We start from the raw sequence: 25,587 nt of genomic DNA on the forward strand, positions 1-25,587 counted from the left end.
CTGGGGCGGCGACTACAGCTTCGCCGCCACTTCCCGCCAACATCCCTGCTGCAACCCTTCGATCGTCCAGTCACCGATACGCACCCGCACCAGACGCAAGGTCGGCAGCCCCACCGCCGCCGTCATCCGCCGCACCTGGCGGTTGCGCCCTTCACGGATCACCAGCTCCAGCCAGGCAGTCGGCACGCTCTTGCGAAAACGTACCGGTGGATTGCGCGGCCACAACTCGGGTTCCTCGAGCAGACGTGCCTGCGCCGGTAGCGTGGGCCCGTCGTTGAGTTGGACGCCCTCGCGCAGGCGCTGCAACTGCTCCTCGCTCGGCTCGCCCTCCACCTGCACCCAGTAGGTCTTGGCCAGCTTGTGCTTGGGGTCGGCGATCCGCGCCTGCAGGCGCCCGTCGTTGGTCAGCAACAGCAGGCCTTCGCTGTCGCGGTCCAGGCGCCCGGCCGGGTAGATGCCGGGGATGTCGATGAAATCCTTGAGCGTGGCGCGCCCCTCACCGTCGCTGAACTGGGTGAGCACATCGAACGGTTTGTTGAACAGGATCAGGCGCGGCTCGGCCGGCGGCGCCTTGGGCTGGCGACGCGGGCCGGTGGGTCGCGCCGCAGGGCGACGCGGGGTGCTACGGGGTGGCAGGGGCATGAATCCTCAGCGGAACGGCGGCTCATCGAAGCTGCGCAGTTTACGCGAGTGCAGCGAGTTGAGCTCGGTGCGCAGCAGGTCGAGGGCGGCGATGCCGATCTTCAGGTGCTGGCTGACCGCGCGGTTGTAGAAGGCGTTGGCCGACCCCGGCAGCTTGATCTCGCTGTGCAGCGGCTTGTCGGAGACGCACAGCAAGGTGCCGTAGGGGACGCGCAGGCGATAGCCCTGGGCGGCGATGGTACCGCTTTCCATGTCCACCGCCACGGCACGGGACAGGTTGATAAGCGGGCGCTCCTGGGCCCAGCGCAGCTCCCAGTTGCGGTCGTCGTAGGTGAGCACGGTGCCGGTACGCAGGCGCTTCTTCAACTGCTCGCCACGCTCGCCAGTGACCTGCGCGGCCGCCTCTTGCAACGCCAACTGCACCTCGGCCAGGGCCGGGATCGGGATGTTCGGCGGCACTACCCGGTCGAGGATGCCGTCGCGGCGCATGTAGGCATGCGCCAGCACATAGTCGCCGATGGTCTGCGACTGGCGCAGGCCGCCGCAGTGACCAATCATCAGCCAGCAGTGCGGACGCAGCACCGCCAGGTGGTCGGTGATGTTCTTGGCGTTGGACGGGCCGACGCCGATGTTGACCAGGGTCACGCCATCGCCGTCGGCGGCAATCAGGTGGTAGGCCGGCATCTGGTAGCGGTGCCAGACCACGCTGGCAACCAGGGCCTGGGCCTCGCCGTTGTCCATGCCTTTCTCGATGACCACGTTGCCCGGCAAAACCATGCGTACGAAGCGTGGATCCTCGCGCAGTTGCTCAAGGCCATGGGCGATGAACTGGTCGACGTAGCGGTGGTAGTTGGTCAGCAGGATCCATGGCTGCATGTGCCGCCAGTCGCTGCCGGTGTAGTGCACCAGGCGGCGCAGGGAGAAGTCCACGCGGGCGGCGTCGAACAGCGCCAGCGGCAGGGTCTCGGCACTTTCCCAGTCGTACAGGCCATCGGCGGTGTTGTCGGTGGCCGCCGACAGGTCGGTGCTGGGGAAAACGCGTGCCAGCTGGGCCGCGGTGATGCCGCTGCCCGCCAGCTCATCGCCCTGGTCGACCACGTAGGGGTACGGGATGTTCTGTTCGCTGACACCGACTTCCACGGTCACTGTGTAGTCGTGCATCAACGGGCGCAGCTGTTCGAGCAGATAGCCACGAAACGCCGCGGGCTGGGTGACGGTGACGCTGTAGGTACCATCCACCTGGACCTTGGCGTAGGCGCGGGTGGTCGCGGCGACTTCGCCCTGGCTGGAATAGATGAGGCGCAGGGCCGGGTAGCGAAACAGCGCGCGTTCTTCGTCACCGGGCTCGGTGCGGTCTTTCAGGTAGCGCTTGAGGGCCTGGCTCAGGGCACCGGTGGCCTGTTCATGCAAGGCCGCCAGACGGTCGACGGCCTGTTCGGGGGTTTCAACGACTACAAACGCTTGGCTCACGCTGGGCTTCCTGTCTTATGGAATGCATGACAACCATCTTGCCTGCGTTGCAGGGTAAAAACACCCCCGCGATGGCGTTACCCGGCCCACGCCGGCGTGGCCCTGGCCACCAGCGCCGCAGCATCCACCCCGCGCGGCAACGCACCATACACCCGCCCGCCAGCGCCCAGCCGACTGCCGATGAACGCATCGCTCACCGTGGCGTTGCCCGCCTCCAGCAACAGCTTGGCCTGCAGCGCCACGGCGATGTCCTCGGTCAGCTGCCGGGCGCGGTACTGGATATCACCGGTATCGGCGAAGGCGCCTTTGAGGTTGCCGATGAACGCCGCCAGGCGTGGGTCGCCATGCCCGTCCCCGAGCTCAGTGAAAAGTGCCTCCAGCACACCCGGCTCCTTCGACAAGGCGCGCAGCACGTCCAGGCACTGCACATTGCCCGAGCCCTCCCAGGTCGAGTTGACCGGCGCCTCGCGGTACAGCCGCGGGAGGATGCTGTCCTCGACGTAGCCGGCGCCGCCCAGGCACTCGGCGGCCTCGTTGATCATCCCGGGGGCGCGCTTGCAGATCCAGTACTTGCCCACGGCTGTCACCAGGCGGGCAAAATGTGCCTGCTGCGGGTCGTCGAGCCGATCAAGCGCCTGGCCCATGCGCAGGCTCAGGGCCAATGCGGCCTCGCTTTCCAGGGCCAGGTCGGCGAGCACGTTCTGCATCAAGGGCTGCTCGGCCAGCACGCGCCCACCGACCTTGCGGTGGGCGCAGTGATGCGCGGCCTGGGTCAAGGCCTGGCGCATCAAGGCGCTGGAGCCGACCATGCAATCGAAGCGGGTCATGGCCACCATCTCGATGATGGTCGGCACGCCGCGCCCCTCCTCGCCCACCATCCAGGCCAGGGCACCACGGAACTCCACTTCGCTGGAAGCGTTGGAACAGTTGCCCAGCTTGTTCTTCAGGCGCTGGATGTAGAACTGGTTGCGGTTGTCGTCAGGGCGGTGGCGCGGCAACAGGAAGCAGCTCAGGCCCTTGTCGGTCTGCGCCAGGGTAAGGAAGGCATCGCACATCGGTGCCGAGCAGAACCATTTATGCCCCACCAGTTCATAGGGCTGGCCCGGCCCGGGCGCGCCGACCGGGTAAGCGCGGGTGGTGTTGGCGCGCACATCGGTACCGCCCTGCTTCTCGGTCATGGCCATGCCGATCGTGACGCCGGTCTTGTGCCGGTCGCCGACATTGCGCGGGTCGTACTCGCGGGCAAGGACCTTGGGCAGCCAGTAGCCGGCCAGCTCAGGTTGCAGGCGCAAGGCCGGCACGGCGGCGAAGGTCATGGTCAGCGGGCAGCCGGTACCGGCTTCGGCCTGGCTGTGCAGGTAGGTCATCGAGGCCCGGGCCACGTGGGCACCGTCTCGTGGCTCCGCCCACGGCAACGAGGGCAGGCCATGCTCGACGGCAGTACGCATCAACTGGTGATACGCGGGATGGAATTCCACCAGGTCGATGCGGTGGCCATAGCGGTCATGGCTGCTGAACTCGGGCTTGTGGGCATTGGCCAGGAAACCCGCCGCCATCAGCGGGCCACCGGCCAGGGCGCCGTAGGCGTCGATCCGCGACTCGGCCCAGCCGGCACCGAAGCGCCGCGACCACTCCTGCAAGGGCTGGTCGAGGCGGTAGAGGTTGGCACCGTCGAGGGACGGCGGCTGGTTGGTGACTTCGTGGGTTTCCGCGAACTGGTGCAGGTTCATCGTGGGCCTCCTGGATCCGGTCATGCCTGGATAACCCAGTGAAGCACCGCGGGCCGGTCAGTCAAAGTGACAAAACGGACTACATCGGGGGCACCTCTGTTCAGAAGCGGTCCAGGCTCGAGGCGGCACGCGCCGGTGGAGCCTGCACCCGTGCCACCGCCAGGGGCAGCGTCAGCTCGAATCGACTGCCCAGCCCCTGCGTGGATTCATGGGACAACTTGGCGCCGATCAACTCGCTCAACTGGCGGCAGATGGACAGGCCGATCCCCAATCCGCCATAGCGCCGGGTCATCGAACCGTCCACCTGGAAGAAGCGCTGGTACAGCACCGCCTGGTCCAGATCGTCGAAACCGATGCCACTGTCGCTGACCGTGAGGCTCAGGGCCAGGCTGTCAGGTCCGGTACGCCGGCCACGGGCCTGCACGGTAACGCCGCCCTGGTGGGTGAACTTCAGCCCGTTGTCCACCAGGCACGCCAGGCAGCGGGCGAGCTTCTGCGCATCGCCGACCAGGCTGTCGGGCAGGTCGGCGGGGATGTCCAGGCTCAGGTACAGGCCCTTGGCCAGCGCCTGGCTGGCATAACCGGCCCGCAGTTCCTGGAGCAGGCGCCGCAGGCTGAACGCCATGCCATGGTTGCGCAGGCGCCCGGCCTGCAGTTCGGTGAGGATGAGGATATCGTCGACCATCGCCATCATGTCCTGGGCCGAGCCGGTGGCGGTACGATGGTACTGAGCCTGCTCGGCGCTCATGGGCAGGGTGTGCAGCAGCTCCAGCGAACCGATCACGCCGTTCATCGGCGTGCGCAGTTCGTGGGTCACGGTGGCGAGGAACTCGTCCTTGAGCCGGTTGCTGCGGGCCAGTTGCAGGTTCAACTGCTCAAGGGTGCGCCCGGTGTCACGCAGGGCCTGAGCCTGCTGCTCACGCAAACTGTTGATGCGGTCGGCCAGGGCCAGCGACAACAGCGCCACCTCCAGCGCAGCGCCCAACTGACTGGCGTACATGGTGATGAACAGGTTGGGCAGGTACCCCAGCACCATCAAGGTGTTGACCAGCCCGCCGACGAGGAAGGCCGTCCAGGCGATGATGAACCAGCGCGCCACGCGCAAGCCGCGCCACCAGGCATACAACCCCGCACTGAAGATGCTCACGGTGAACAACAACGCCAGCAGCGTGGCCATGCGCAGCGCCACGCCGTAACGCAGGGTCACCGCCAGCACCATCACCAGCGCGCCGCCAGCCATCAACCCCTTCAGCAGGCGGTCGAGCCCACGGCTGAGGTTGCCCAGTTGCAGGAAGTGACGGGCGAACTGGCAGCCGAACAGCCCGGCGGCGCCGATGAAAAATGGCGTGGCGGCGTTGGCCCACCAGGGGCTGTCGGGCCAGAAGTAGGCGATGCCAGCACCATTGACCGAGACCTGATAAAGGCCGAACGAAGCGATGTAGAGGATGTAGTACAGGTAGCTGACATCACACACGCTGAGGTAGAGAAACAGGTTGTACACCAGCATTACCAGCAGCACGCCGTAGATCATGCCCAGCACATACAGACGCGTGGGCTGGTCTTCCAGATAGGCCTGGGCCGACCACAATGTCAGCGGCGCCTGGATCGAACCCTGGCTGTGCAGGCGCAGGTAGGCGGTCGTCGCCTGGCCGGGGCGCAGTGGCAGTTCGAACAGGTAGTTGTTCTGGCGGATCTGCCGGCTGGCATAGGGCAGGGCATCACCCGTGCGCTGGGCCAGCCGATAAGTGCCCTGGGCGTCCGGCAGATAGAGTTCCAGATGATCCAGCGGCGGGTAGGCAAGCTCCAGCAACCACTGGCGTGGTGCTGGCGAAGACGTGGCTGCATAGGCGAGATCGACACGGAGCCAGAAAACGGAGGTCGAATAGCCGGCGTTGAGCACCTCGTCGTGATGGGCATGAAAGCGTCCGGCGAATGCGGCGGTACTGACCTGGGCGATGCTGGCGCTGCCATCGTGGTCTTCATAGACCTGCATGTAGCGACCCAGCGGCAAGCGCCCGGTGGCGTCGTCGAATTCGACCGCTCCGGCCAGCAGGGGCAAGCAGCCCAGAAGCACAATCAGCAAATAGCGCATACAGCCCCAGCATGGCCTGTCCGGTCGCGTCGCGGTTGCCTCCCTTCCCTTTGAGACGACGTGATCCGGCAGAACCCGTTCATCGAGTTATCCGAGCACTCTAGCATAGCCTCCAGCACTGCTCAGCAGCTACTGAGAATTTCAATGCAGAGGCTCTAGAACGCACATTTCAGAATATTCAACAAAACCAACCTGACCACTTGATCAGCAATTCTCTCGCCGCGACCGAACCGCACAAAAAGGTTTGGTGATAAGCTCGCCGACCATGAATACCTACAGCTCCCGCCCCGTTGTCCTCTGTCTCTCCGGCCACGACCCCAGTGGTGGCGCCGGGCTGCAGGCAGATATCGAAGCCCTGATCGCCCAGGGTTGTCACGCCGCACCCGCCGTGACCGCCCTGACCGTGCAGGATACCGTCAACGTTTCCGACTTCCGCGTGCTTGACCGCGAGTGGGTGCTGGCCCAGGCCAACGCCGTGCTGGCCGACTCCACGGTGGCCGCAGTGAAGCTGGGCATGCTCGGTTCGATCGAGATGGTCGACACCGTCGCCGAACTGCTGGCCGCCCACCCGCACCTGCCACTGGTCTGCGACCCGGTGCTGCGCGCCGGTGGCGGTGGTCGCCTGGGCAAGGACGAGGTCGGCTACGCGCTGCGCGAACGCCTGCTGCCGCTGGCCACCATCGCCACGCCGAACCTGCCGGAAGCACGCATTCTGGCGGAACTGCCCGAAGGCACCGCGGACGAGTGCGCCGAAAAACTGCTGCCGTTCTGTAGACACCTGTTGATTACCGGCGGTCACGGCGACGAGGTTGAAATCCACAACCGCCTGTACAGCCGCGACGGTCAGCAGCACACCTGGACCTGCCAACGCCTGCCGGGGAGCTACCACGGCTCGGGCTGCACCCTGGCCAGCGCCCTTGCCGGCCGCCTGGCCCTGGGCGAAGCATTGACCAGCGCCGTGCGCAGCGCCCTGGACTACACCTGGCGCACCCTGCGCGACGCAGAACAGCTGGGCAAGGGCCAGTACGTGCCGCGCCGCCTGCCCCTGGATTTCTGTTCCTGACACGAGGCCATCCGATGAAGCTCCGCGGTCTGTACGCGATCACCGACAGCCAGCTGCTGGCCGGCCGTTTCCTCTCCCACGTTGAAGCGGCGCTGGAAGGTGGCGTTCGTCTGCTGCAATACCGCGACAAGAGCGACGATACCGCCCACAGACTGCGCGAGGCCGAAGCGCTGAAGACGCTCTGTGAGCGTTACGGCACCGAGCTGATCATCAACGACGACGCCGAACTGGCTGCCCGCCTGGGCGTTGGCGTGCACCTTGGCCAGACCGATGGCCCGCTCACGCCGGCCCGCGCCCTGCTCGGCCGCCAGGCGATCATCGGCTCGACCTGCCACGCCAGCCTCGACCTCGCGCAGCAGGCCGCCGACGAGGGCGCCAGCTATGTCGCCTTCGGTCGCTTCTTCAATTCCGTCACCAAACCGGGCGCGCCCGCTGCCAGCGTCGAGCTGCTGGAGCAGGCCCGCGCCCAGGTCAAGCTGCCGATCGCGGTGATCGGCGGCATCACCCTCGACAACGCCGCCCCGCTGGTCGCCCATGGCGCCGACCTGCTGGCGGTGATCCACGGCTTGTTCGGTGCCGACAGCGCGCAGGAAGTCACCCGCCGCGCCCGCGCCTTCAATGCCCTGTTCGCTTGCTGATTTCGAGAGAAGATCCCATGTCCCGTTCCGAAGCCCTGTTCGCCCAAGCCCAGAAACACATCCCCGGTGGCGTCAACTCGCCGGTGCGCGCCTTCAAGAGCGTCGGCGGCACCCCGCTGTTCTTCAAGCACGCCGAAGGCGCCTACGTCATCGATGAAGACGACAAGCGCTATGTCGACTATGTCGGTTCCTGGGGCCCGATGATCCTCGGCCATGCCCATCCGGACGTGCTGGACTCCGTACGCAAGCAGTTGGAGCACGGTTTGTCCTACGGCGCGCCGACCGCCATGGAAACCGAGATGGCCGACCTGGTCTGCTCGATCGTGCCGTCGATGGAGATGGTGCGCATGGTCAGCTCCGGCACCGAAGCGACCATGAGCGCCATCCGCCTGGCCCGTGGCTACACCGGCCGTGACGCCATCATCAAGTTCGAAGGCTGCTACCACGGTCACTCCGACAGCCTGCTGGTCAAGGCCGGCTCTGGCCTGCTGACCCAGGGCGTGCCAAGCTCGGCCGGGGTGCCGGCGGACTTCGCCAAGCACACCCTGACCCTGCCGTTCAACGACATCGCCGCCGTCGAGAAGACCCTGGCCGACGTCGGCCAGACCGTGGCCTGCATCATCGTCGAGCCGGTGGCCGGCAACATGAACTGCGTGCCGCCGGCGCCGGGCTTCCTCGAAGGCCTGCGCGCATTGTGCGACAAGCACGGCGTGGTACTGATCTTCGACGAGGTGATGACCGGCTTCCGCGTCTCCCTCGGCGGTGCCCAAGGCCACTATGGCATCACCCCCGACCTGTCGACCTTCGGCAAGATCGTCGGCGGCGGCATGCCGGTCGGCTGCTTCGGTGGCAAGCGCGAGATCATGGGCTGCATCGCCCCGCTGGGCCCGGTCTACCAGGCCGGTACCCTGTCGGGCAATCCGTTGGCCATGGCCGCCGGCCTGACCACCCTGAAGCTGATCAGCCGCCCGGGCTTCCATGACGAGCTGAGTGCCTTCACCAGCCGCATGCTCGATGGCCTGCAACAGCGCGCCGACGCTGCGGGTATCCCGTTCGTAACCACCCAGGCGGGCGCCATGTTCGGCCTGTACTTCAGCGGCGCCGACGACATCGTCACCTTCGACGACGTGATGGCCAGCGATGCCGAACGCTTCAAGCGCTTCTTCCACCTGATGCTCGAAGGCGGCGTGTACCTGGCGCCAAGCGCCTTCGAGGCGGGCTTCACCTCCATCGCCCATGGCGACAAGGAGCTGCAGATCACCCTGGATGCGGCCGAGCGGGCATTTGCCAAGCTGAAGTAAGGGCGTCAGCCTGCTCCCACGACAGATAAGGCGTGGGAGCGGGCTTGCCCCGCGATGAGAACGCTACAGGCGACAAATGAGCAAAGCGTTAACCCCGTCACACCCTTGCCCTGCTTACCCCGTTGTAGAAATTCGCGTAAATCTTTGTAAGGTAGGCGCTGCTTATCCCATAATGTGCCACCAGAGACATTGGCCGTAGCTTTGCAGAGGTAAGTCGATCCCCATGAACCGCACCGGCCGCGCCCTTACCCTGGGCTGCCTGTTGCTTCTTCAGCCCCTGCTGGCCTTGGCGGAGGGCGGTAATTCGTTGCTGATTCCAACGACGGGCCGCTGCGCCCTCGATACCGCGCCCGAAGACCTGCCCAATGCCCTGAAGGCCTGCGAGCAGACCGCGCAGACAGGGGACGCCGAAGCGCAGTACGAGCTGGGCGAGTTCTACTACAGCGGCACACCGCGTCAACTCGACAACGCGCTCAAATGGTTCGAGAAAGCCTCGCTGCAAGGCCAGGCGCAAGCACAGTACCGCCTCGGCTCGATGTTCTTCCACGGTGAAGGGGTCAAGGCCAACAACGTGCAAGCCTACATCCTGCTCAAGATCGCCGCGGTCAACGGTGCCGAAGACGCCCTGGACATGGCCGACGAAGTCACCGAGCAAATGCCCCGCGACGAGCTCGAACACGCCACCCAGGTACTCGGCCAGATCTTCCGCAAATACCTGCTGGAACTGCAGAACGCCGAAGGACGCACGCCCTTCTCCCCGCTTCCCTGAACCGTTGCCCGGCCCGGCGCTGGCCCCGGCATCATCGATTCGTCAACTTGCCCTGCCATGCTTGACGCACGGATCGGACGCTTCCCAGCGACCCTTGATCGTTTCAGTGCTTTCGCCACTGCCACTCAAGGGTTATTCTTGAGTTCACATTCATTGCCGTCGAGCGGCTAAAAACGACCTTGAACGCACCCATACAACCCCATCGCTTCATCCTCGAACCCTTCGAGGCCCACCGTTTCGCCAACCTGTGCGGCCAGTTCGACGAGCACCTGCGCCTGATCGAACAACGCCTGGCCATCGAGATCCGCAACCGCGGCAATCAGTTCGAACTGATCGGCGAACCCAAGACCACCTCTGCCGCCGAACAACTGCTGCGCCGCCTCTATCGCGAGACCAAGGCCACCGACCTGTCGCCGGAAACGGTCCACCTCTACCTCCAGGAATCGGCGGTAGAGAGCCTCGAGAACCCGGCCGTCAACGAAGTCAGCGTCTCGCTGCGCACGCGCAAGGGCAACATCCGCCCGCGCGGCGTCAACCAGCAGCGCTACGTCAAGGAAATCCTGGCCAACGACATCAACTTCGGCATCGGCCCGGCCGGTACCGGCAAGACGTACTTGGCCGTGGCCTGCGCGGTCGATGCGCTGGAGCGTGAACAGGTGCGCCGTATCCTGCTGGTGCGCCCGGCGGTCGAGGCCGGCGAAAAGCTCGGTTTCCTGCCCGGCGACCTGGCCCAGAAGATCGACCCGTACCTGCGCCCGCTCTACGACGCGCTCTACGAGATGCTTGGCTTCGAGCACGTGGCCAAGCTGATCGAGCGCCAGGTGATCGAGATCGCGCCGCTGGCCTACATGCGCGGCCGCACCCTGAACAACAGCTTCATCATCCTCGACGAGAGTCAGAACACCACGCTCGAACAGATGAAGATGTTCCTCACCCGCATCGGCTTTGGCTCGACCGCGGTGATCACCGGTGACATCACCCAGGTCGACCTGCCCCGCGGCACCAAGTCGGGCCTGGCCCATGTGATCGAGGTGCTCAAGGACGTGCCAGGCATCAGCTTCACCCATTTCCAGCCCAAGGACGTGGTACGCCACCCGTTGGTGCAGCGTATCGTCGAAGCCTACGACCGCTTCGAAGCCCGTCAGTCCAAGCCCGAGGCACCCGGCAAAGATGCTTGAACTCGACCTGCAACGGGCCACGGACGCCGCTGCCCCCGATGACGCCGCCTTCCGCCGATGGTGCGAACTTGCCCTGCGCCAGCGCAGCGCCGACTCGGAAATGACCATCCGCCTGGTCGACGCCGCCGAAGGCCGCGAGCTGAACCACACCTACCGGCACAAGGACTACGCCACCAACGTGCTGTCCTTCCCCGCCGACGTCCCCGACGAGCTGCTCGACATCCCGTTGCTGGGCGACCTGGTGATCTGCGTGCCGGTGGTCGAGCGCGAGGCCGCCGAACAGGGCAAGTCCCTGGAGGCGCACTGGGCGCACCTGGTCATCCACGGCTGCCTGCACCTGCTCGGCTACGACCACATCGAAGACGATGAGGCCGAGGAAATGGAGGCGCTGGAACGACAATTGCTGGCGGAACTGGGTCATCCGGACCCTTACGCCGACGACGAAACCGAAACAATCACACACTGATACTGCAAGGATCACGAGTAACCGCCATGAGCGAAGACCGATCGAGCAACGGGCAAAAGTCCTGGTTGGGTAAGCTGACCCAGGCTTTTGCCCATGAGCCGAAAAACCGCCAGGAGCTCCTCGAGCTGCTGCGCGAAGCCCATCAGAACAAGCTGCTCGACAGCGAAGCGCTGACCATCGTCGAAGGTGCCATCCAGGTCGCCGACCTGCAGGTGCGCGACATCATGGTGCCGCGTTCGCAGATGATCAGCATCAAGGCCAACCAGTCGCCCCGCGAGTTCCTGCCGGCAGTGATCGATGCCGCGCACTCGCGCTACCCGGTGATTGGCGAGAGCCACGACGATGTGCTCGGCATCCTGCTCGCCAAGGACCTGCTGCCGCTGATCCTCAAGGAGAACGGCGACAGCTTCAACATCAAGGACCTGCTGCGCCCGGCCACCTTCGTGCCCGAGTCCAAGCGCCTGAACGTGCTGCTGCGCGAGTTCCGCGCCAACCACAACCACATGGCCATCGTCATCGACGAATACGGCGGCGTGGCGGGGCTGGTGACCATCGAGGACGTGCTCGAGCAGATCGTCGGCGATATCGAGGACGAGCATGACGTCGAGGAAGACAGCTACATCAAGCCGCTGCCCAGCGGCGACTTCCTGGTCAAGGCACTGACCCCGATCGAGAACTTCAACGAGTTCTTCGACAGCGAGTTCTCCGATGACGAGTTCGATACGGTCGGCGGCCTGGTGATGAGTGCGTTCGGCCATTTGCCCAAACGTAACGAAACCACCGAGATCGGCGGCTACCGCTTCCGCATTCTCAATGCCGACAGCCGCCGGATACACTTGCTGCGCCTGACACCGATCAACCGTTAAGGACGAACATGCGCTGGATCACCCGCCCCGGCTGGCCCGGTAACCTGCTGGCCATGGCGGCCGGCGCCTCCACCCTGCTGGCCCTGGCCCCCTTCGACATCTGGCCGTTGGCCCTGCTGTCCCTCGCGCTGTTCTATGCAGGGCTGCGCGAACTGAGCCCGCGCCAGGCCCTGGGCCGGGGCTGGTGTTTCGGCTTCGGCCTCTACGGTGCCGGCACCTGGTGGATCTACGTCAGCATGAACACCTACGGTGGCGCCTCGCCGCTGCTGGCGATCCTGCTGCTACTGGCATTCTTCGCCTGCCTGGCCTTCTTCTTCGCCCTGCCCGCCTGGCTTTGGGCACGCTGGCTGCGCCGCGACGAGGCGCCGCTGGCCGACGCCTTGTGCTTTGCCGCCCTGTGGTTGCTGCAAGAGGCCTTCCGGGGCTGGTTCCTCACCGGTTTCCCGTGGCTCTACGCAGGTTACAGCCAGCTCGACGGCCCCCTCGCAGGCCTCGCGCCACTGGGCGGCGTGTGGCTGATCTCGTTCGCCCTGGCGCTTACCGCCGCCCTGCTGTGCAACCTCCATCGCCTGCGCCAGCGCCGCTCGTTCCTGGCCATTGGTGTCGTGTTGCTGGTGGCGCCATGGATCATCGGCCTGGCCCTGAAGGATCACGCCTGGACCAAGCCGGCAGGCGATCCGCTGAAGGTCGCGGCCCTGCAAGGCAACGTCGAGCAGGACCTGAAGTGGGACCCGGCGCACGTCAATGCGCAACTGGCGCTGTACCGCGACATGAGCTTCAGCTCGAAACCCGTCGACCTGCTGATCTGGCCGGAAACCGCCGTGCCGGTGCTCAAGGACCAGGCCCAGGGCTACATCGACATGATGGGTGCCTTCGCCGCCGAACGGCATTCGGCGCTGATCACCGGGGTGCCGGTACGGCAGATGGTTCACCACCAACGCCGCTACTTCAACGGCATCACTGTGGCCGGCGAAGGCGACGGCACCTACCTCAAGCAGAAGCTGGTGCCCTTCGGTGAGTATGTGCCCTTGCAGGACATGCTGCGCGGCCTGATCGAGTTCTTCAACTTGCCGATGTCGGATTTCGCCCGTGGTCCCGCGGACCAGCCACTGCTGCAGGCCAAGGGGTACCAGGTCGCCCCGTACATCTGCTACGAAGTGGTCTATCCCGAGTTCGCTGCGAGCCTGGCCGCACGCAGCGACCTGCTGCTGACCATCAGCAACGACACCTGGTTCGGCACCTCGATCGGCCCGCTGCAACACCTGCAGATGGCCCAGATGCGCGCGCTGGAGGCCGGCCGCTGGATGATCCGCGCCACCAACAACGGCGTGACCGCGCTGATCGACCCATTCGGCAGGATCACCACGCAGGTCCCGCAGTTCCAGCGGGCCGTGCTGTATGGCGAGGTGGTACCGATGCAACAACTGACGCCGTACCTGCAATGGCGCTCGTGGCCGCTGGCGATCGTCTGCGTGCTGCTGCTGGGCTGGGCGTTGCTGGCCGGGCGCATTGCGCGGACCGTCTGAAGCATCCCTTGGGCCGCGTAGCGGCCCAAGTCTTAGTAGAACAGGCGATACCCCACTAACCCCGCCACCTCGTTGAGCAACTGCCCGCTCTGCCACATTGCCCGACTTTCTGGCAGCAATCCCGCGAACGGCCGCGCATGATCCCTCCCCAGGAACCCCACCGGTGCCGGCACCACTTCGAACCCGGCCCGCTCGAAACTCCAGCGCGAGCGCTGCATGTGCCAGGCCTGTGTCACCACCACCACCCGCTTTTTACCCAGTGGCTGCAAGATCTTGGCACTGAGCTCAGCGTTTTCCCAAGTGGTTCGGCTGGCTTCTTCTCTCCAGGACACCTTCACGTCGAAATCGGCTTGCAGGCGGTCAGCCATCAACTGGGCCTCGCTGGGCGGAGTGCCATAGTGCAGGCCGCCACTGGTCAAAACCGGCAACCCCGAGGCCTTCGCCAACTGGGCGCCATAGCGCATGCGCTCCAATGCCAGGAAGGTGGGCTGATCCGCGCCACCCCAAGCCGGATCTCCACGTTCGCGTCCAGCGCCCAGCACCACGATGGCGTCGGCCCTGGTCGCCAGCTTCGACCAGTCATCGACGCCCAGCGCTGGCTCAGTCTCGAGCACTCGCGCACCTTGCTGTACGACCAGAGGCAGGCTCATCAACCACAAGCCGCCCAGCCCCAAAACAAAACAGCCTGCCGCCAGGCGTGGACGGCGACGGCGCCACCACCAGGCGGCCAGCAGCAACAAGAACAGGACGCCGGGCGGCATCAACCATTGTTTGATGAAAAAGCGCAGCGGCATCACAGACCTCCATGGAAGGCGTGCAGCCTAAGAGGATCGGCGCCGGACCTCAAGGGCAACCGGCGCCGATCGATGCGTGCATTGCGAAAACCGGCGCGTCGCCGCGCCTGCAACCCTGAACGGCTATCGGGACGGCAATGTCCTGGAGCTGGCTGCGGCGCCGGGGCGCCTGCGGTCCTTGAGCCAGACGATCCTGGCCGAGGACGGCTCCGGTTGCGGGTAGGCACCGGCACTGGCAAATCGGCCTTCCGGGAGGGATTCCAGGTAGGCTTTGATCACCTCGAACTCGGCATGGCTCAGGCCACGCAACTCCAGTTCGGCAGGCATCTCGTCGCGCAATCGCACGGAGGTTCTGGCCACTTCCAGTGCCAGGCCCAGGCGGTCGATCAGGCGTTCGTATAGCTCCGGTTTGCTTGCGGTTAGTTGCGACTCTCCCATCCGTTCACCTCATTGAAGGTAAGAATATCTCCCCCCACAAATGAGCTTAGCGTCACTCGTAAAAGCGGCCGGGCGCTGCGACCAACGGCCCGCGCGGCGGGCGATGCAATCAGGGTTTCCCACGATGCGCGGCGCTCATGTATGCTACGGCGTTCACTCTTGCAGATCCCGGAGTGCCGGACGCAGCGAGGTCGAGCTGCCTGGAACATGTCTCTTATCTCTCAATACAAAGTAGCCATGCACGAACAATACACGCCCCGTGATGTAGAAGCCGCCGCCCAGAATGCCTGGGACGAGCAACAATCGTTTGCTGTCACCGAACAGCCAGGCAAAGACACCTACTATTGCCTATCGATGTTCCCGTACCCGAGCGGCAAGCTACACATGGGCCACGTGCGCAACTACACCATCGGTGACGTGATCGCCCGCTACCAGCGCATGCTGGGCAAGAACGTCCTGCAACCGATGGGCTGGGACGCCTTCGGCATGCCGGCGGAAAACGCCGCGATGAAGAACAACGTCGCCCCGGCCAAGTGGACCTACGAGAACATCGATTACATGAAGACCCAGCTCAAGAGCCTGGGGCTGGCCATCGACTGGTCGCGTGAAGTCACCACCTGCAAGCCGGACTACTACCGCTGGGAGCAGTGGCTGTTCACCCGCCTGTTCGAAAAAGGCATCATCTACCGCAAGAACGGCACCGTGAACTGGGACCCGGCGGACCAGACCGTACTGGCCAACGAGCAGGTCATCGACGGCCGCGGCTGGCGTTCGGGCGCGCTGATCGAGAAGCGCGAAATTCCGATGTACTACTTCCGCATCACCGACTACGCCGACGAGCTGCTGGAAAGCCTCGACGAGCTGCCGGGCTGGCCCGAGCAGGTCAAGACCATGCAGCGCAACTGGATCGGCAAGTCCCGCGGCATGGAAGTGCAGTTCCCCTATGACCAGGCGAGCATCGGTCATGCGGGCACCCTGAAAGTCTTCACCACCCGTCCGGACACCCTGATGGGCGCCACCTACGTGGCCGTCGCCGCCGAACACCCGCTGGCAACCCAGGCCGCCCAGGGCAACCCGGCGCTGCAGGCGTTCATCGACGAGTGCAAGAGCGGCAGCGTCGCCGAGGCCGACATGGCCACGCAGGAGAAGAAGGGCATGGCCACTTCCCTGTTCGTCGAGCACCCGCTGACCGGCGAGAAGCTGCCGGTATGGGTCGCCAACTACGTGCTGATGCACTACGGCGATGGCGCGGTCATGGCCGTGCCGGCGCACGACGAGCGCGACTTCGAATTCGCCCACAAGTACAACCTGCCGGTCAAGGCGGTGGTGCGCACCAGCGTCGGCGACGAAGTCGGCAGCGAATGGCTGGCCGCCTACGGCGAGCATGGCCAGCTGATCAACTCCGGCGAATTCGACGGCCTGGATTTCCAGGGCGCCTTCGACGCCATCGAGGCCGCGCTGATCCGCAAGGACCTCGGCAAGTCGCGCACCCAGTTCCGTCTGCGCGACTGGGGCATCAGCCGCCAGCGCTACTGGGGCTGCCCGATCCCGATCATCCACTGCCCGTCCTGCGGCGACGTGCCGGTGCCGGAAGACCAGCTGCCGGTCACCCTGCCGGAAAACGTGGTACCGGACGGTGCCGGTTCGCCCCTGGCGCGCATGCCCGAGTTCTACGAGTGCACCTGCCCGAAATGCGGCACCGCGGCCAAGCGCGAAACCGACACCATGGACACCTTCGTCGAGTCGTCCTGGTACTTCGCCCGCTACGCCTCGCCGAACTACGACAAGGGCCTGGTGGATCCGAAAGCCGCCAACCACTGGCTGCCGGTAGACCAGTACATCGGCGGCATCGAGCACGCCATCCTGCACCTGCTGTATGCGCGCTTCTTCCACAAGCTGATGCGCGACGAAGGCCTGGTCACCTCCAACGAGCCGTTCAAGAACCTGCTGACCCAGGGCATGGTCGTCGCCGAAACCTACTACCGCGTCGCCAGCAACGGCGGCAAGGACTGGTTCAACCCGGCCGACGTCGAGATCGAGCGTGACGCCAAGGCCAAGATCATCGGCGCGCGCCTGAAGACCGACGGCCTGCCGGTGGAAATCGGCGGCACCGAGAAGATGTCGAAGTCGAAGAACAACGGCGTTGACCCGCAGTCGATGATCGAGCAGTACGGCGCCGATACCTGCCGCCTGTTCATGATGTTCGCCTCGCCACCCGACATGAGCCTGGAATGGTCCGACTCCGGCGTCGAAGGCGCCAGCCGCTTCCTGCGCCGCGTCTGGCGCCTGGCCCAGGCCCACGTGGCCCAAGGCCTGCCGGGCTCGTTGGACATCGCCGCCCTGAGCGACGAGCAGAAAGTCATCCGCCGTGCCGTCCATGCCGCGATCAAGCAGGCCAGCACCGACGTGGGCCAGTACCACAAGTTCAACACCGCCATCGCTCAGGTGATGACCGTGATGAACGTGCTCGAGAAGGCGCCACAGGCCACCGCTCAAGACCGCGCCCTGCTGCAGGAGGGCCTCGAGGCCGTGACCCTGCTGCTGGCACCGATCACCCCGCACATCTCCCATGAGCTGTGGAAAGCACTGGGCCACGACCAGGCGGCGATCGACGCGGCCTGGCCGACGGTCGACGAGAACGCACTGGTGCAGGACACCGTGACCCTGGTGGTTCAGGTCAACGGCAAGCTCCGCGGTCAGGTGGAAATGCCGGCTGCCGCCAGCCGCGAGGAAGTCGAGGCCGCCGCTCGCAACAACGAGAACGTCCTGCGCTTTACCGACGGCCTGACCATCCGCAAGGTCATCGTCGTTCCGGGCAAACTGGTCAACATCGTCGCCAACTGATGGCAACGCCCGCCTGCACACCCTGCAAGCGGGCGTAATCGGTCCACGAGGGAGCAACACACATGATCAAACGCAATCTGCTGGTAATGGGCCTGGCTGTGCTGCTCAGCGCCTGCGGTTTCCAGCTGCGCGGCACCGGCACCAATGAACTGAGCATCAAGGAACTGGACCTCGGCGCCCGCAACCAGTACGGCGCCACTGTCATGCAGCTGCGTCGGACCCTGGAAAGCAGCGGTGTGAAGGTCTACGCCGGCGCACCGTACAAACTGGTACTGACCAACGAGCAGGAATCCCAGCGTGCCGCCACCTACAGCGGCGGCAACCGTTCGGCAGAGTACGAGCTGACCACCGTGTTGAGCTACGCGATTGAAGGCCAGAACGACAGCGTGCTGCTGGAAGACAAGCTGCAAGTACAGAAGTACTACGTCTACAACGGCAACAACGTCAACGGTTCCGGCCAGGAAGCAAACCAGGTTCGCGAGGAAATGCGCCGCGATCTGGTACAAGGCATGATGGCCCGGCTGCAGCAGCTGACTCCGGCGCGCCTGCAAGACCTGCAGCACAAGGCCGACGAGCGCGCCAAGGCTGAAGCCCGTGCCCTCCAGGAAGCCCAGCGTATCCAGGACGAGACGCCGCAGCAGTCGCCAATCGAAGTCCCGGCACCCTGAGCCTGAACGGGGCACCCTTAGGTGCCCCGCCCTTCGCCATGAAGCTCTCCCCCGCCCAACTCAACAAGCACCTGCAAGGCCAGCTGGCGCCCGTCTACATCGTCAGCGGCGATGACCCGCTGCTGTGCCAGGAGGCCGCCGACGCCATCCGCGGCGCCGCGCGCCAGCAGGGCTACGACGAACGCCAGGTGTTCAGCGCCGATGCCAACTTCGACTGGGGCAACCTGCTGCTGGCCGGGGCCAGCCTGTCGTTGTTCGCCCAGCGCCGGCTGCTGGAGCTGCGCCTGCCCTCGGGCAAGCCCGGCGACAAAGGCGCTGCCGCGCTGATGGAATACTGCGCCAACCCGGCCGAGGACACGCTGCTGCTGATCAGCCTGCCCAAGCTCGATGGCAGCGCGCAGAAAACCAAGTGGGGCAAGGCCTTGATCGAAGGCGCGTACTGCCAGTTCATCCAGATCTGGCCGGTGGACGCCCAGCAACTACCGCAATGGATCAACCAGCGCCTTTCCCAGGCCGGCCTGTCGGCCCAGCGTGACGCCATCGACCTGATCGCCGCCCGCGTCGAGGGCAACCTGCTGGCTGCCGCCCAGGAGATCGAGAAGCTCAAGTTGCTCGCCGAGGGCAACCAGATCACCGTCGAAACCGTCCAGGCCGCTGTCGCCGACAGCGCCCGCTTCGATGTGTTCGGGTTGGTCGATGCCATTCTCAATGGCGAAGCGGCTCATGCCCTGCGCATGCTCGAAGGACTGCGTGGCGAAGGTGTCGAGCCGCCGGTCATTCTCTGGGCCCTTGCCCGCGAACTGCGCCTGCTGGCCGGCCTCGCGCAGCAGTTCAGCCAGGGCGTGCCGCTGGACAAGGCCTTCAGCCAGGCGCGCCCGCCGGTGTGGGACAAGCGCCGCCCACTGGTGAGCAAGGCCCTGCAGCGCCTCTCTGCACAGCGCTGGGCCATGCTGCTGCAGGATGCCCAGCGTATCGATGCACAGATCAAGGGCCAGGCCGAGGGCTCGCCGTGGACCAGTCTGGCGCGCCTGTCGCTGCTCATGGCCGGACAGCGCCTGGCGCTGCCCGCCGAATAAAGCGCCCCACCGCCATAAACACAATCAATTGGCTCACATAGCGCTACAGGCCTAAAGTGCGCCCGCAATCCACCCAGACCGGGAACCCGCCATGAGCAAGAAGCCGAAAAAGCACGGCCCCAACAAGGCCAAGTCGATCATCGCCCAACCACTGTTCCGCTGCCGCCAGGAACAGGCAGGAAAAGGCAAAGGCAGCTACCGCCGCGAAGCCTTCCAATCGAGAGATTGGGAGGCTTCCTGCTTTATGGCCGCCTGAAAAGGCATGAAATGCGCAGGCATGGTATGGTCGGCACCTGACCTGCAATTCTGGATCTGTGCATGCCCTCTCGTCTCACTCTCCGCTGGCAACCCCGCCAGCTGATCGCGGCCACAAGCTTCATCCTGCTCGTCGCCTGCGCCGAGAAACCCACCGCCGCCGATGCCCTGCCGCTGGCACCCGCCCAGCCCGCACCCGTCGTTACGCTGCCCGGCACCACGCCCGATAGCAGCAGCGAAATCCAGCCCCTGCAGACCTTCGCCCAATGGCAGGCCGGTTTCCGCGAGCAAGCCCTGCAAGCCGGGATCAGCGCCAGTCTGTTCGACCGTGCCTTCCTCGGCGTCACCCCGGACATGGACGTGATCAAGGCTGACCGCAGCCAGCCGGAGTTCACCCGCCCGGTCTGGGAATACCTGGACGGTGCCCTGTCGCCGCTGCGCGTACGCAACGGCAAGAAACTGCTCGAACAGAATGCCGAGCTGCTGGCACGCATCGAGCAACGCTACGGCGTCGACCGCCAGGTGCTGGTCTCGGTGTGGGGCATGGAGAGCAACTTCGGCCAGTTCCAGGGCAGCAAGTCGGTGATCCGTTCGCTGGCCACCCTGGCCTATGAAGGCCGCCGCCCACAGTTTGCCCAGGACCAGCTGATCGCCGCCCTGCAGATCCTGCAAAACGGCGACATCCAGCCTGACGCGATGCGCGGCTCCTGGGCCGGCGCCATGGGCCAGACCCAGTTCATCCCGACCACCTACCTCACCCACGCGGTGGATTTCGACGGTGATGGTCGCCGTGACATTTGGAACAGCACCGCCGATGCGCTGGCCTCCACCGCGCACTACCTGCAGGCCTCCGGCTGGAAGCGTGGCCAGCCTTGGGGCTTCGAGGTACAGGTACCTGCCGGCTTCGACTGGTGGCTGGCCGATGGCAGCCAGCGCAAGAGCGTCAGCGAATGGTTGCAGCTGGGCGTGAAACTGCCCGCCGGCACCGCATTGCCCGCAGGCAGCAACCAGCTGTCCGCTGCCCTGCTGCTGCCCGCCGGTGCCCGTGGGCCGGCGTTCCTGGTGCTGGACAACTTCCGCGCGATCCTCAAGTACAACAACTCGTCCTCCTACGCGCTGGCGGTGAGCCTGCTGGGGGATCGCTTCTACGGTTGGGGGTTCATTGCCGGCAGCTGGCCGAAAGAAGACCTGCCGCTGAGCCGCAGCGAACGTATCGAGCTGCAGACCTTGCTCAACGCCAGTGGCCATGAGGCGGGCAATCCCGACGGGATCATCGGCGCCAATACCCGCAAGGCCATTCGCAATGCGCAGCAGGCGCAGGGCTGGCCGGCGGATGGTTATCCGACGCACAAGCTGCTCGACAGCCTGCGTCGCTAGAACGTACCGGGGCCGCAAAGCGGCCCCGACTGTTTCAGGCGTTGAACAAGGCCTGTTCGAGCACCAGCCGCTTCTCTCCCGCGTCGAGCCTTACCCGTGCCCCCAACGGCAGGCACACATTCGGGTCACAATGCCCGCTACGCCACCCCGCCAGCACCGGCACCCCGAGCGGGCCGAAGGTATCCAGCAGCAAGGGCGTCATGGCCGCGACCGTGATCCCGGCAAAATCCCCCACCAGTACACCACGCACGCCCGCGAGCTTGCCGGCCAGGCGCAATTGGGTCAGCAGGCGGTCGACACGATAGAGCGGCTCGTTGACGTCCTCGATGAACAGGATACTGCCCTGGGTATCGACTTCGCCCAAGGTCGCCAATGTTGCCCCAAGCACCGACAGGTTGCCGCCAACCAACCTGCCACTGGCCACGCCGGGAATGACTCCGGTCAGCGCAAAATCCGCCGGATGGGCAATCTCGTCCCCCGCCACTACCTGCCCGCCAAGCTGGTCGAACAATGAGCGCACGGTCGGCTCCAGCTTCGCTCCCAGCAAGTCGGCATTGAGCATCGCCCCATGGAAAGTCACCAACCCCGCATGCCGGTTGATCGCCGTATGCAACGCTGTGATATCGCTGTAGCCCACCAGTGGTTTGGGGTGACGGCGGATCAAGTCGAAGTCGATACGGTCCAGCAGGCGCATGCTGCCGTAGCCCCCACGCATGCATAGGATCGCGTCGATGTCCGGGGCGCGGAACGCGTCATGCAGGTCTCGCAGGCGCTGCTCGTCGCTGCCCGCCAGGTAGCCGTCCGCCTGCAGCACCCCGGGGTAGATCCGGCACTGGTGGCCACGCTTCTCGAACCATTGGCGAGCCTTGTCGGTATCCAGCCGCGCCGGGCCAGCCGGGGCGATGATGGCGAAACGGGCGTTGCCAGGCAGTGCCTTGGGCAACAGGGGTTCAGCGGTCTCCAGGCAATTCATCGCGCCACTCCTTGCAGCTCGTCGCTTGAAACATGCAGCTCAAAAAAAATGCCGATGCCGCCTTCCGGCGCGCATCGGCATATCCCGCTCAAGCCCGACTCAGAGCTTGATCTTGGCTTCGTGAGCCTGCTGGTCGGCATGGTACGACGAGCGTACCAGAGGACCGGAGGCGACGTTCTTGAAGCCCATCTTGTAACCTTCCTCGGCGAACCAGGCGAAGGTGTCCGGGTGCACGAAGCGCTGTACCGGCAAGTGGTTGCGCGACGGCTGCAGGTACTGGCCGAGAGTGAGCATGTCGATATCGTGCTCGCGCATGCGGTGCATCACCTCGATGACCTCCTCGTCGGTCTCGCCCAGGCCCAGCATCAGGCCGGACTTGGTCGGTACGTGAGGGACCATCTGCTTGAACTTCTGCAGCAGGTCCAGCGACCAGTCGTAGTCCGAGCCCGGGCGTGCGGCCTTGTACAGGCGCGGCACTGTCTCGAGGTTGTGGTTGAACACGTCCGGCGGGGTCTGCGCGGTGATTTCCAGCGCCACGTCCATACGGCCGCGATAGTCCGGCACCAAGGTCTCAAGCTGCACGCCCGGCGACAGCGCGCGGATCTCGCGGATGCAATCGGCGAAATGCTGGGCACCGCCATCACGCAAATCGTCGCGGTCCACCGAAGTGATCACCACGTACTTCAGGCGCAGGTCGGCGATGGCCACGGCCAGGTTCTTCGGCTCGTCCAGATCCAGCGGCTTCGGCCGGCCGTGACCGACGTCGCAGAACGGGCAGCGGCGGGTGCAGATGTCGCCCATGATCATGAAGGTGGCGGTACCGCCAGAGAAGCACTCACCCAGGTTCGGGCAGGAGGCTTCTTCGCATACGCTGTGCAGCTTGTGCTTGCGCAGCAGTTGCTTGATGCGGTCGACTTCCGGGGAAACCGGAATGCGCACGCGGATCCAGTCGGGCTTTTTCGGCAGCTCTTCGGTGGGGATGATCTTCACCGGGATACGTGCCACTTTGTCGGCGCCACGCAGCTTCACGCCAGCTTCCACTTTTTTAGGAGCAGGGCGCGGGGTGACGTCTTGCGTCGGGATCAGGTTCGGCACGGCTTCTTGCACAGTTGTCATAATCAGTCGATTCCGCCCGTCAGGGTCGTCTGCTCAGCATAGTCGAGGTGCTTGACCAGCTGTCCGCGCAGCCTTGTCCTGACCTCAATGAGTTCGATCGGACCTGCCAGGTCGCGCAGCTGGGTCATGGCCAGCCCCGCATACCCACAGGGGTTGATTCGGCGGAATGGCGCAAGGTCCATGTCCACGTTCAGGGCAAGGCCGTGGAATGAACGGCCATTGCGGATTCGAAGGCCAAGGGACGCGATCTTCGCGCCATCGACATAGACGCCCGGAGCGTCGGGTTTGGCCACCGCCTGCACGCCATAGCTGGCGAGCAGGTCGATGAGGGTCTGCTCGATGCGGCTGACCAGCTCGCGCACGCCGATACTCAGGCGGCGCACATCCAGCAGCAGGTAGGCCACCAGCTGGCCGGGGCCATGGTAAGTGACCTGGCCGCCGCGGTCGGTCTGCACCACCGGTATCTCGCCGGGGATCAGCAGGTGCTCGGCCTTGCCGGCCTGGCCCTGGGTGAACACCGGGGGATGCTCGACCAGCCAGACTTCGTCCAGGCTGTCCGGGCCGCGCTGCTCGGTAAAGCGACGCATGGCCTCCAGCACCGGTTCATAGGGCTGCAGGCCAAGATCGCGAAAACCGAGGCAAGCGGGCATCACAGCACCATTTTCACGATGCCGGTAGCGCGCAAGGCGCTGTTGATGTCGTGCAGCTGGTCCTCACCGGTGGCAACGATATGCAGTTGCACCGTGGTGTACTTGCCTTCCTTGCTCTGGCGTTCGGCCAGCGTCGAGAGGTCGACCTTGGCGTACTTGCTGAGAATCTCGATTACCGTGTCCTTGAAACCGACAACGGTGTCACCGATCACCTTGATCGGGTAATCCTCGCAGGGGAATTCGATCTTGTGCGACTTGACGTCTTCTTCGCTCATGGCGGAAACGGCCTCGTAAGCCGTGGCAGCAGCGCCCCCGCCTGGTTCACGGGGGCGTGCAAGTCACGTATCAGTTGAACAAACCGTAGAAGAACAGGCGGATGCTGTCCCACATGCGGCCGAAGAAACCTGCTTCCTCGACGCCGTCCAGGGCGATGAGGTCGGCACTGTGAACCACTTTCTCATCCAGTTTGACTTCCACTTTGCCGATCACGTCACCTTTGGCGATGGGCGCGGTCAGTTGCGGGTTCATGGTCATCGAAGCCTGGAGGCGTTTCAATTGGCCTTTAGGCATGGTCATGGTCAGGTCGTTGGCCAGGCCGGCTTTCACCTGGTTGGTCGCGCCTTTCCATACCGGAGCTTGGGTCAGCTCGGTGCCCTTCTGGTAGAAGGTCTGGGTTTCGAAGAAGCGGAAACCGTAGGTCAGCAGCTTCTGGGTCTCGGCGGCCCGCGATTGCTCGCTGTTGGTGCCGAATACCACGGCGATCAGGCGCTGGCCGTCACGCACGGCCGAGGCAACCATGCAGTAGCCGGCTTCGTCGGTGTGGCCGGTCTTCAGGCCGTCGACGGTCTTGTCGCGCCACAGCAGCAGGTTGCGGTTAGGCTGCTTGATGTTGTTCCAGAAGAACTCTTTCTGCGAATAGATGGCGTAGTGCGCCGGATCTTCGTTGATGATCGCGCGCGCCAGCAGGGCCATGTCGTGGGCCGAGGAGTAGTGCTCCGGGTTCGGCAGGCCGGTGGGGTTCATGAAGTGGCTGTTGGCCATGCCCAGGTCGGTGGCGGTCTTGTTCATCATGTCGGCGAAGGCATCTTCGCTGCCGGCGATGTGCTCGGACAGGGCGACCGATGCATCGTTGCCGGACTGGATGATGATGCCGTGCAGCAGGTCGCTGACGGTCACCTGGCTGCCGACCTTGATGAACATGCGCGAACCGCCGGTGCGCCAGGCGTTCTCGCTGACGGTCACCGGGTCGTTCTCGCCAATCTGGCCACGACGGATGTCCAGGGTGGCGATGTAGGCGGTCATCAGCTTGGTCAGGCTGGCTGGCGGCAGGCGCTCGTCACCGTTGTTCTCGACCAGCACGTTGCCGCTGGACGCGTCCATGAGTACATAGGACTTGGCGGCCAGTTGCGGTGGTGCCGGCATCATCTGCTCCGCTGCGAAGGCAGCAGGCGTGATCAGCAGCAGAACAGGCAGGCAAAGTCGTTTGGCAAGGTTGGTGATGTTCATCCGTCTCTCGTAAATCGCTAATGGTCTGATGTTCCGTGGGCAAGTTCGTTTGCCCAGCGCCCCGTCAGTCTAGTTTTATGGCCTGTGGCCTGGCCCAAAAAGTGCGGCGTAATGCCGCTGCGGGCAAAAGCGGCATTGTACATACCTGC

General features: G+C 64.9%; 24 protein-coding genes. 13 read left to right on the forward strand and 11 right to left on the reverse strand.

Features of this window, described 5'->3' with window-relative positions; genetic code table 11:
* Positions 1–12 precede the first annotated feature (12 nt).
* The 4 genes from AAHK21_RS10625 to AAHK21_RS10640 all read right to left on the reverse strand — a co-directional run bounded on the left by AAHK21_RS10625 (position 13) and on the right by AAHK21_RS10640 (position 5,934).
* Positions 13–642 (reverse strand): pseudouridine synthase, encoded by a 630-nt coding sequence (locus AAHK21_RS10625; RefSeq protein ID WP_367857222.1) that lies wholly within the window; start codon positions 640–642, stop codon positions 13–15.
* Positions 643–648: 6 nt separating this feature from the next.
* The gene (gene amn, locus AAHK21_RS10630) at positions 649–2,112 is read right to left on the reverse strand and encodes an AMP nucleosidase (RefSeq protein WP_367857223.1); all 1,464 of its coding nucleotides are present in this window, start codon (positions 2,110–2,112) and stop codon (positions 649–651) included.
* A 77-nt stretch (positions 2,113–2,189) separates the two neighbouring features.
* Positions 2,190–3,842 (reverse strand): acyl-CoA dehydrogenase family protein, encoded by a 1,653-nt coding sequence (locus AAHK21_RS10635; RefSeq protein WP_367857224.1) that lies wholly within the window; start codon positions 3,840–3,842, stop codon positions 2,190–2,192.
* A gap of 100 nt (positions 3,843–3,942) precedes the next feature.
* Positions 3,943–5,934, reverse strand: a complete 1,992-nt coding sequence (locus AAHK21_RS10640) for a sensor histidine kinase (RefSeq protein ID WP_367857225.1) — start codon at positions 5,932–5,934, stop codon at positions 3,943–3,945.
* Positions 5,935–6,199: 265 nt separating this feature from the next.
* On the opposite strand from AAHK21_RS10640, the gene AAHK21_RS10645 reads away from it, so the two are divergent.
* The 8 genes from AAHK21_RS10645 to lnt all read left to right on the forward strand — a co-directional run bounded on the left by AAHK21_RS10645 (position 6,200) and on the right by lnt (position 13,741).
* The gene (locus AAHK21_RS10645; protein ID WP_038707286.1) at positions 6,200–6,997 is read left to right on the forward strand and encodes a hydroxymethylpyrimidine/phosphomethylpyrimidine kinase; all 798 of its coding nucleotides are present in this window, start codon (positions 6,200–6,202) and stop codon (positions 6,995–6,997) included.
* Positions 6,998–7,011: 14 nt separating this feature from the next.
* The gene (thiE, locus tag AAHK21_RS10650) at positions 7,012–7,635 is read left to right on the forward strand and encodes a thiamine phosphate synthase (RefSeq protein ID WP_367857226.1); all 624 of its coding nucleotides are present in this window, start codon (positions 7,012–7,014) and stop codon (positions 7,633–7,635) included.
* Positions 7,636–7,652: 17 nt separating this feature from the next.
* The gene (gene hemL / locus AAHK21_RS10655; RefSeq protein ID WP_038707284.1) at positions 7,653–8,936 is read left to right on the forward strand and encodes a glutamate-1-semialdehyde 2,1-aminomutase; all 1,284 of its coding nucleotides are present in this window, start codon (positions 7,653–7,655) and stop codon (positions 8,934–8,936) included.
* 223 nt (positions 8,937–9,159) lie between these two features.
* Positions 9,160–9,705 carry a tetratricopeptide repeat protein gene (locus AAHK21_RS10660; protein ID WP_367857227.1) on the forward strand — a complete coding sequence of 182 codons (546 nt, stop codon included), beginning with the start codon at positions 9,160–9,162 and terminating at the stop codon, positions 9,703–9,705.
* A 179-nt stretch (positions 9,706–9,884) separates the two neighbouring features.
* A complete protein-coding gene (locus tag AAHK21_RS10665; protein WP_023630354.1) occupies positions 9,885–10,883 on the forward strand; it encodes a PhoH family protein in 999 nt (332 codons plus the stop codon).
* Positions 10,876–11,349: an rRNA maturation RNase YbeY gene (ybeY, locus tag AAHK21_RS10670; RefSeq protein WP_023630353.1), complete on the forward strand. Its 474-nt coding sequence runs from the start codon at positions 10,876–10,878 to the stop codon at positions 11,347–11,349. Before AAHK21_RS10665 ends, ybeY begins: the two co-directional genes overlap by 8 nt.
* A gap of 26 nt (positions 11,350–11,375) precedes the next feature.
* Positions 11,376–12,215, forward strand: coding sequence for an HlyC/CorC family transporter (locus AAHK21_RS10675; RefSeq protein WP_023630352.1), 840 nt, complete (start codon positions 11,376–11,378; stop codon positions 12,213–12,215).
* An 8-nt stretch (positions 12,216–12,223) separates the two neighbouring features.
* Positions 12,224–13,741 carry an apolipoprotein N-acyltransferase gene (lnt, locus tag AAHK21_RS10680; RefSeq protein ID WP_367857228.1) on the forward strand — a complete coding sequence of 506 codons (1,518 nt, stop codon included), beginning with the start codon at positions 12,224–12,226 and terminating at the stop codon, positions 13,739–13,741.
* A 32-nt stretch (positions 13,742–13,773) separates the two neighbouring features.
* On the opposite strand, the gene AAHK21_RS10685 is transcribed toward lnt, so the two are convergent.
* On the reverse strand, positions 13,774–14,535 hold the full coding sequence (locus AAHK21_RS10685; RefSeq protein ID WP_367858979.1) for a YdcF family protein: 762 nt from the start codon (positions 14,533–14,535) through the stop codon (positions 13,774–13,776).
* Between the two features lie 123 nt (positions 14,536–14,658).
* Positions 14,659–14,973, reverse strand: coding sequence for a hypothetical protein (locus AAHK21_RS10690; protein WP_367857229.1), 315 nt, complete (start codon positions 14,971–14,973; stop codon positions 14,659–14,661).
* A gap of 237 nt (positions 14,974–15,210) precedes the next feature.
* Between AAHK21_RS10690 and leuS the strand changes: the two genes are divergently transcribed.
* From leuS to AAHK21_RS10715, 5 genes are all read left to right on the forward strand, one after another.
* On the forward strand, positions 15,211–17,817 hold the full coding sequence (gene leuS / locus AAHK21_RS10695; protein WP_367857230.1) for a leucine--tRNA ligase: 2,607 nt from the start codon (positions 15,211–15,213) through the stop codon (positions 17,815–17,817).
* A 62-nt stretch (positions 17,818–17,879) separates the two neighbouring features.
* Positions 17,880–18,485: an LPS assembly lipoprotein LptE gene (gene lptE / locus AAHK21_RS10700; RefSeq protein ID WP_367857231.1), complete on the forward strand. Its 606-nt coding sequence runs from the start codon at positions 17,880–17,882 to the stop codon at positions 18,483–18,485.
* 38 nt (positions 18,486–18,523) lie between these two features.
* Positions 18,524–19,561 carry a DNA polymerase III subunit delta gene (holA, locus tag AAHK21_RS10705; RefSeq protein ID WP_367857232.1) on the forward strand — a complete coding sequence of 346 codons (1,038 nt, stop codon included), beginning with the start codon at positions 18,524–18,526 and terminating at the stop codon, positions 19,559–19,561.
* A gap of 91 nt (positions 19,562–19,652) precedes the next feature.
* Positions 19,653–19,817, forward strand: a complete 165-nt coding sequence (arfA, locus tag AAHK21_RS10710) for an alternative ribosome rescue factor ArfA (protein ID WP_023630277.1) — start codon at positions 19,653–19,655, stop codon at positions 19,815–19,817.
* A 62-nt stretch (positions 19,818–19,879) separates the two neighbouring features.
* Complete coding sequence (locus AAHK21_RS10715) at positions 19,880–21,193, forward strand: lytic murein transglycosylase (protein WP_046857275.1); 1,314 nt, start codon at positions 19,880–19,882, stop codon at positions 21,191–21,193.
* A gap of 34 nt (positions 21,194–21,227) precedes the next feature.
* Here AAHK21_RS10715 and AAHK21_RS10720 read toward each other — a convergent pair whose 3' ends face one another.
* From AAHK21_RS10720 to AAHK21_RS10740, 5 genes are all read right to left on the reverse strand, one after another.
* Entirely contained in the window at positions 21,228–22,166 is a 939-nt protein-coding gene (locus tag AAHK21_RS10720) for an LD-carboxypeptidase (protein WP_367857233.1), read from the reverse strand.
* A 99-nt stretch (positions 22,167–22,265) separates the two neighbouring features.
* Positions 22,266–23,282: a lipoyl synthase gene (lipA, locus tag AAHK21_RS10725; RefSeq protein WP_102683780.1), complete on the reverse strand. Its 1,017-nt coding sequence runs from the start codon at positions 23,280–23,282 to the stop codon at positions 22,266–22,268.
* Between the two features lie 2 nt (positions 23,283–23,284).
* A complete protein-coding gene (gene lipB / locus AAHK21_RS10730) occupies positions 23,285–23,932 on the reverse strand; it encodes a lipoyl(octanoyl) transferase LipB (protein ID WP_110703220.1) in 648 nt (215 codons plus the stop codon).
* Positions 23,932–24,207 (reverse strand): DUF493 domain-containing protein, encoded by a 276-nt coding sequence (locus tag AAHK21_RS10735; RefSeq protein WP_023630272.1) that lies wholly within the window; start codon positions 24,205–24,207, stop codon positions 23,932–23,934. The genes lipB and AAHK21_RS10735 overlap by 1 nt, the downstream gene beginning before the upstream one ends.
* Positions 24,208–24,277: 70 nt before the next feature.
* Positions 24,278–25,438, reverse strand: a complete 1,161-nt coding sequence (locus AAHK21_RS10740; protein ID WP_046857279.1) for a D-alanyl-D-alanine carboxypeptidase family protein — start codon at positions 25,436–25,438, stop codon at positions 24,278–24,280.
* Positions 25,439–25,587: the final 149 nt, after the last annotated feature.

This window comes from Pseudomonas sp. TE50-2, from assembly GCF_040813665.1.
In the GTDB taxonomy this organism is placed as follows: Bacteria; Pseudomonadota; Gammaproteobacteria; order Pseudomonadales; family Pseudomonadaceae; genus Aquipseudomonas; species Aquipseudomonas soli.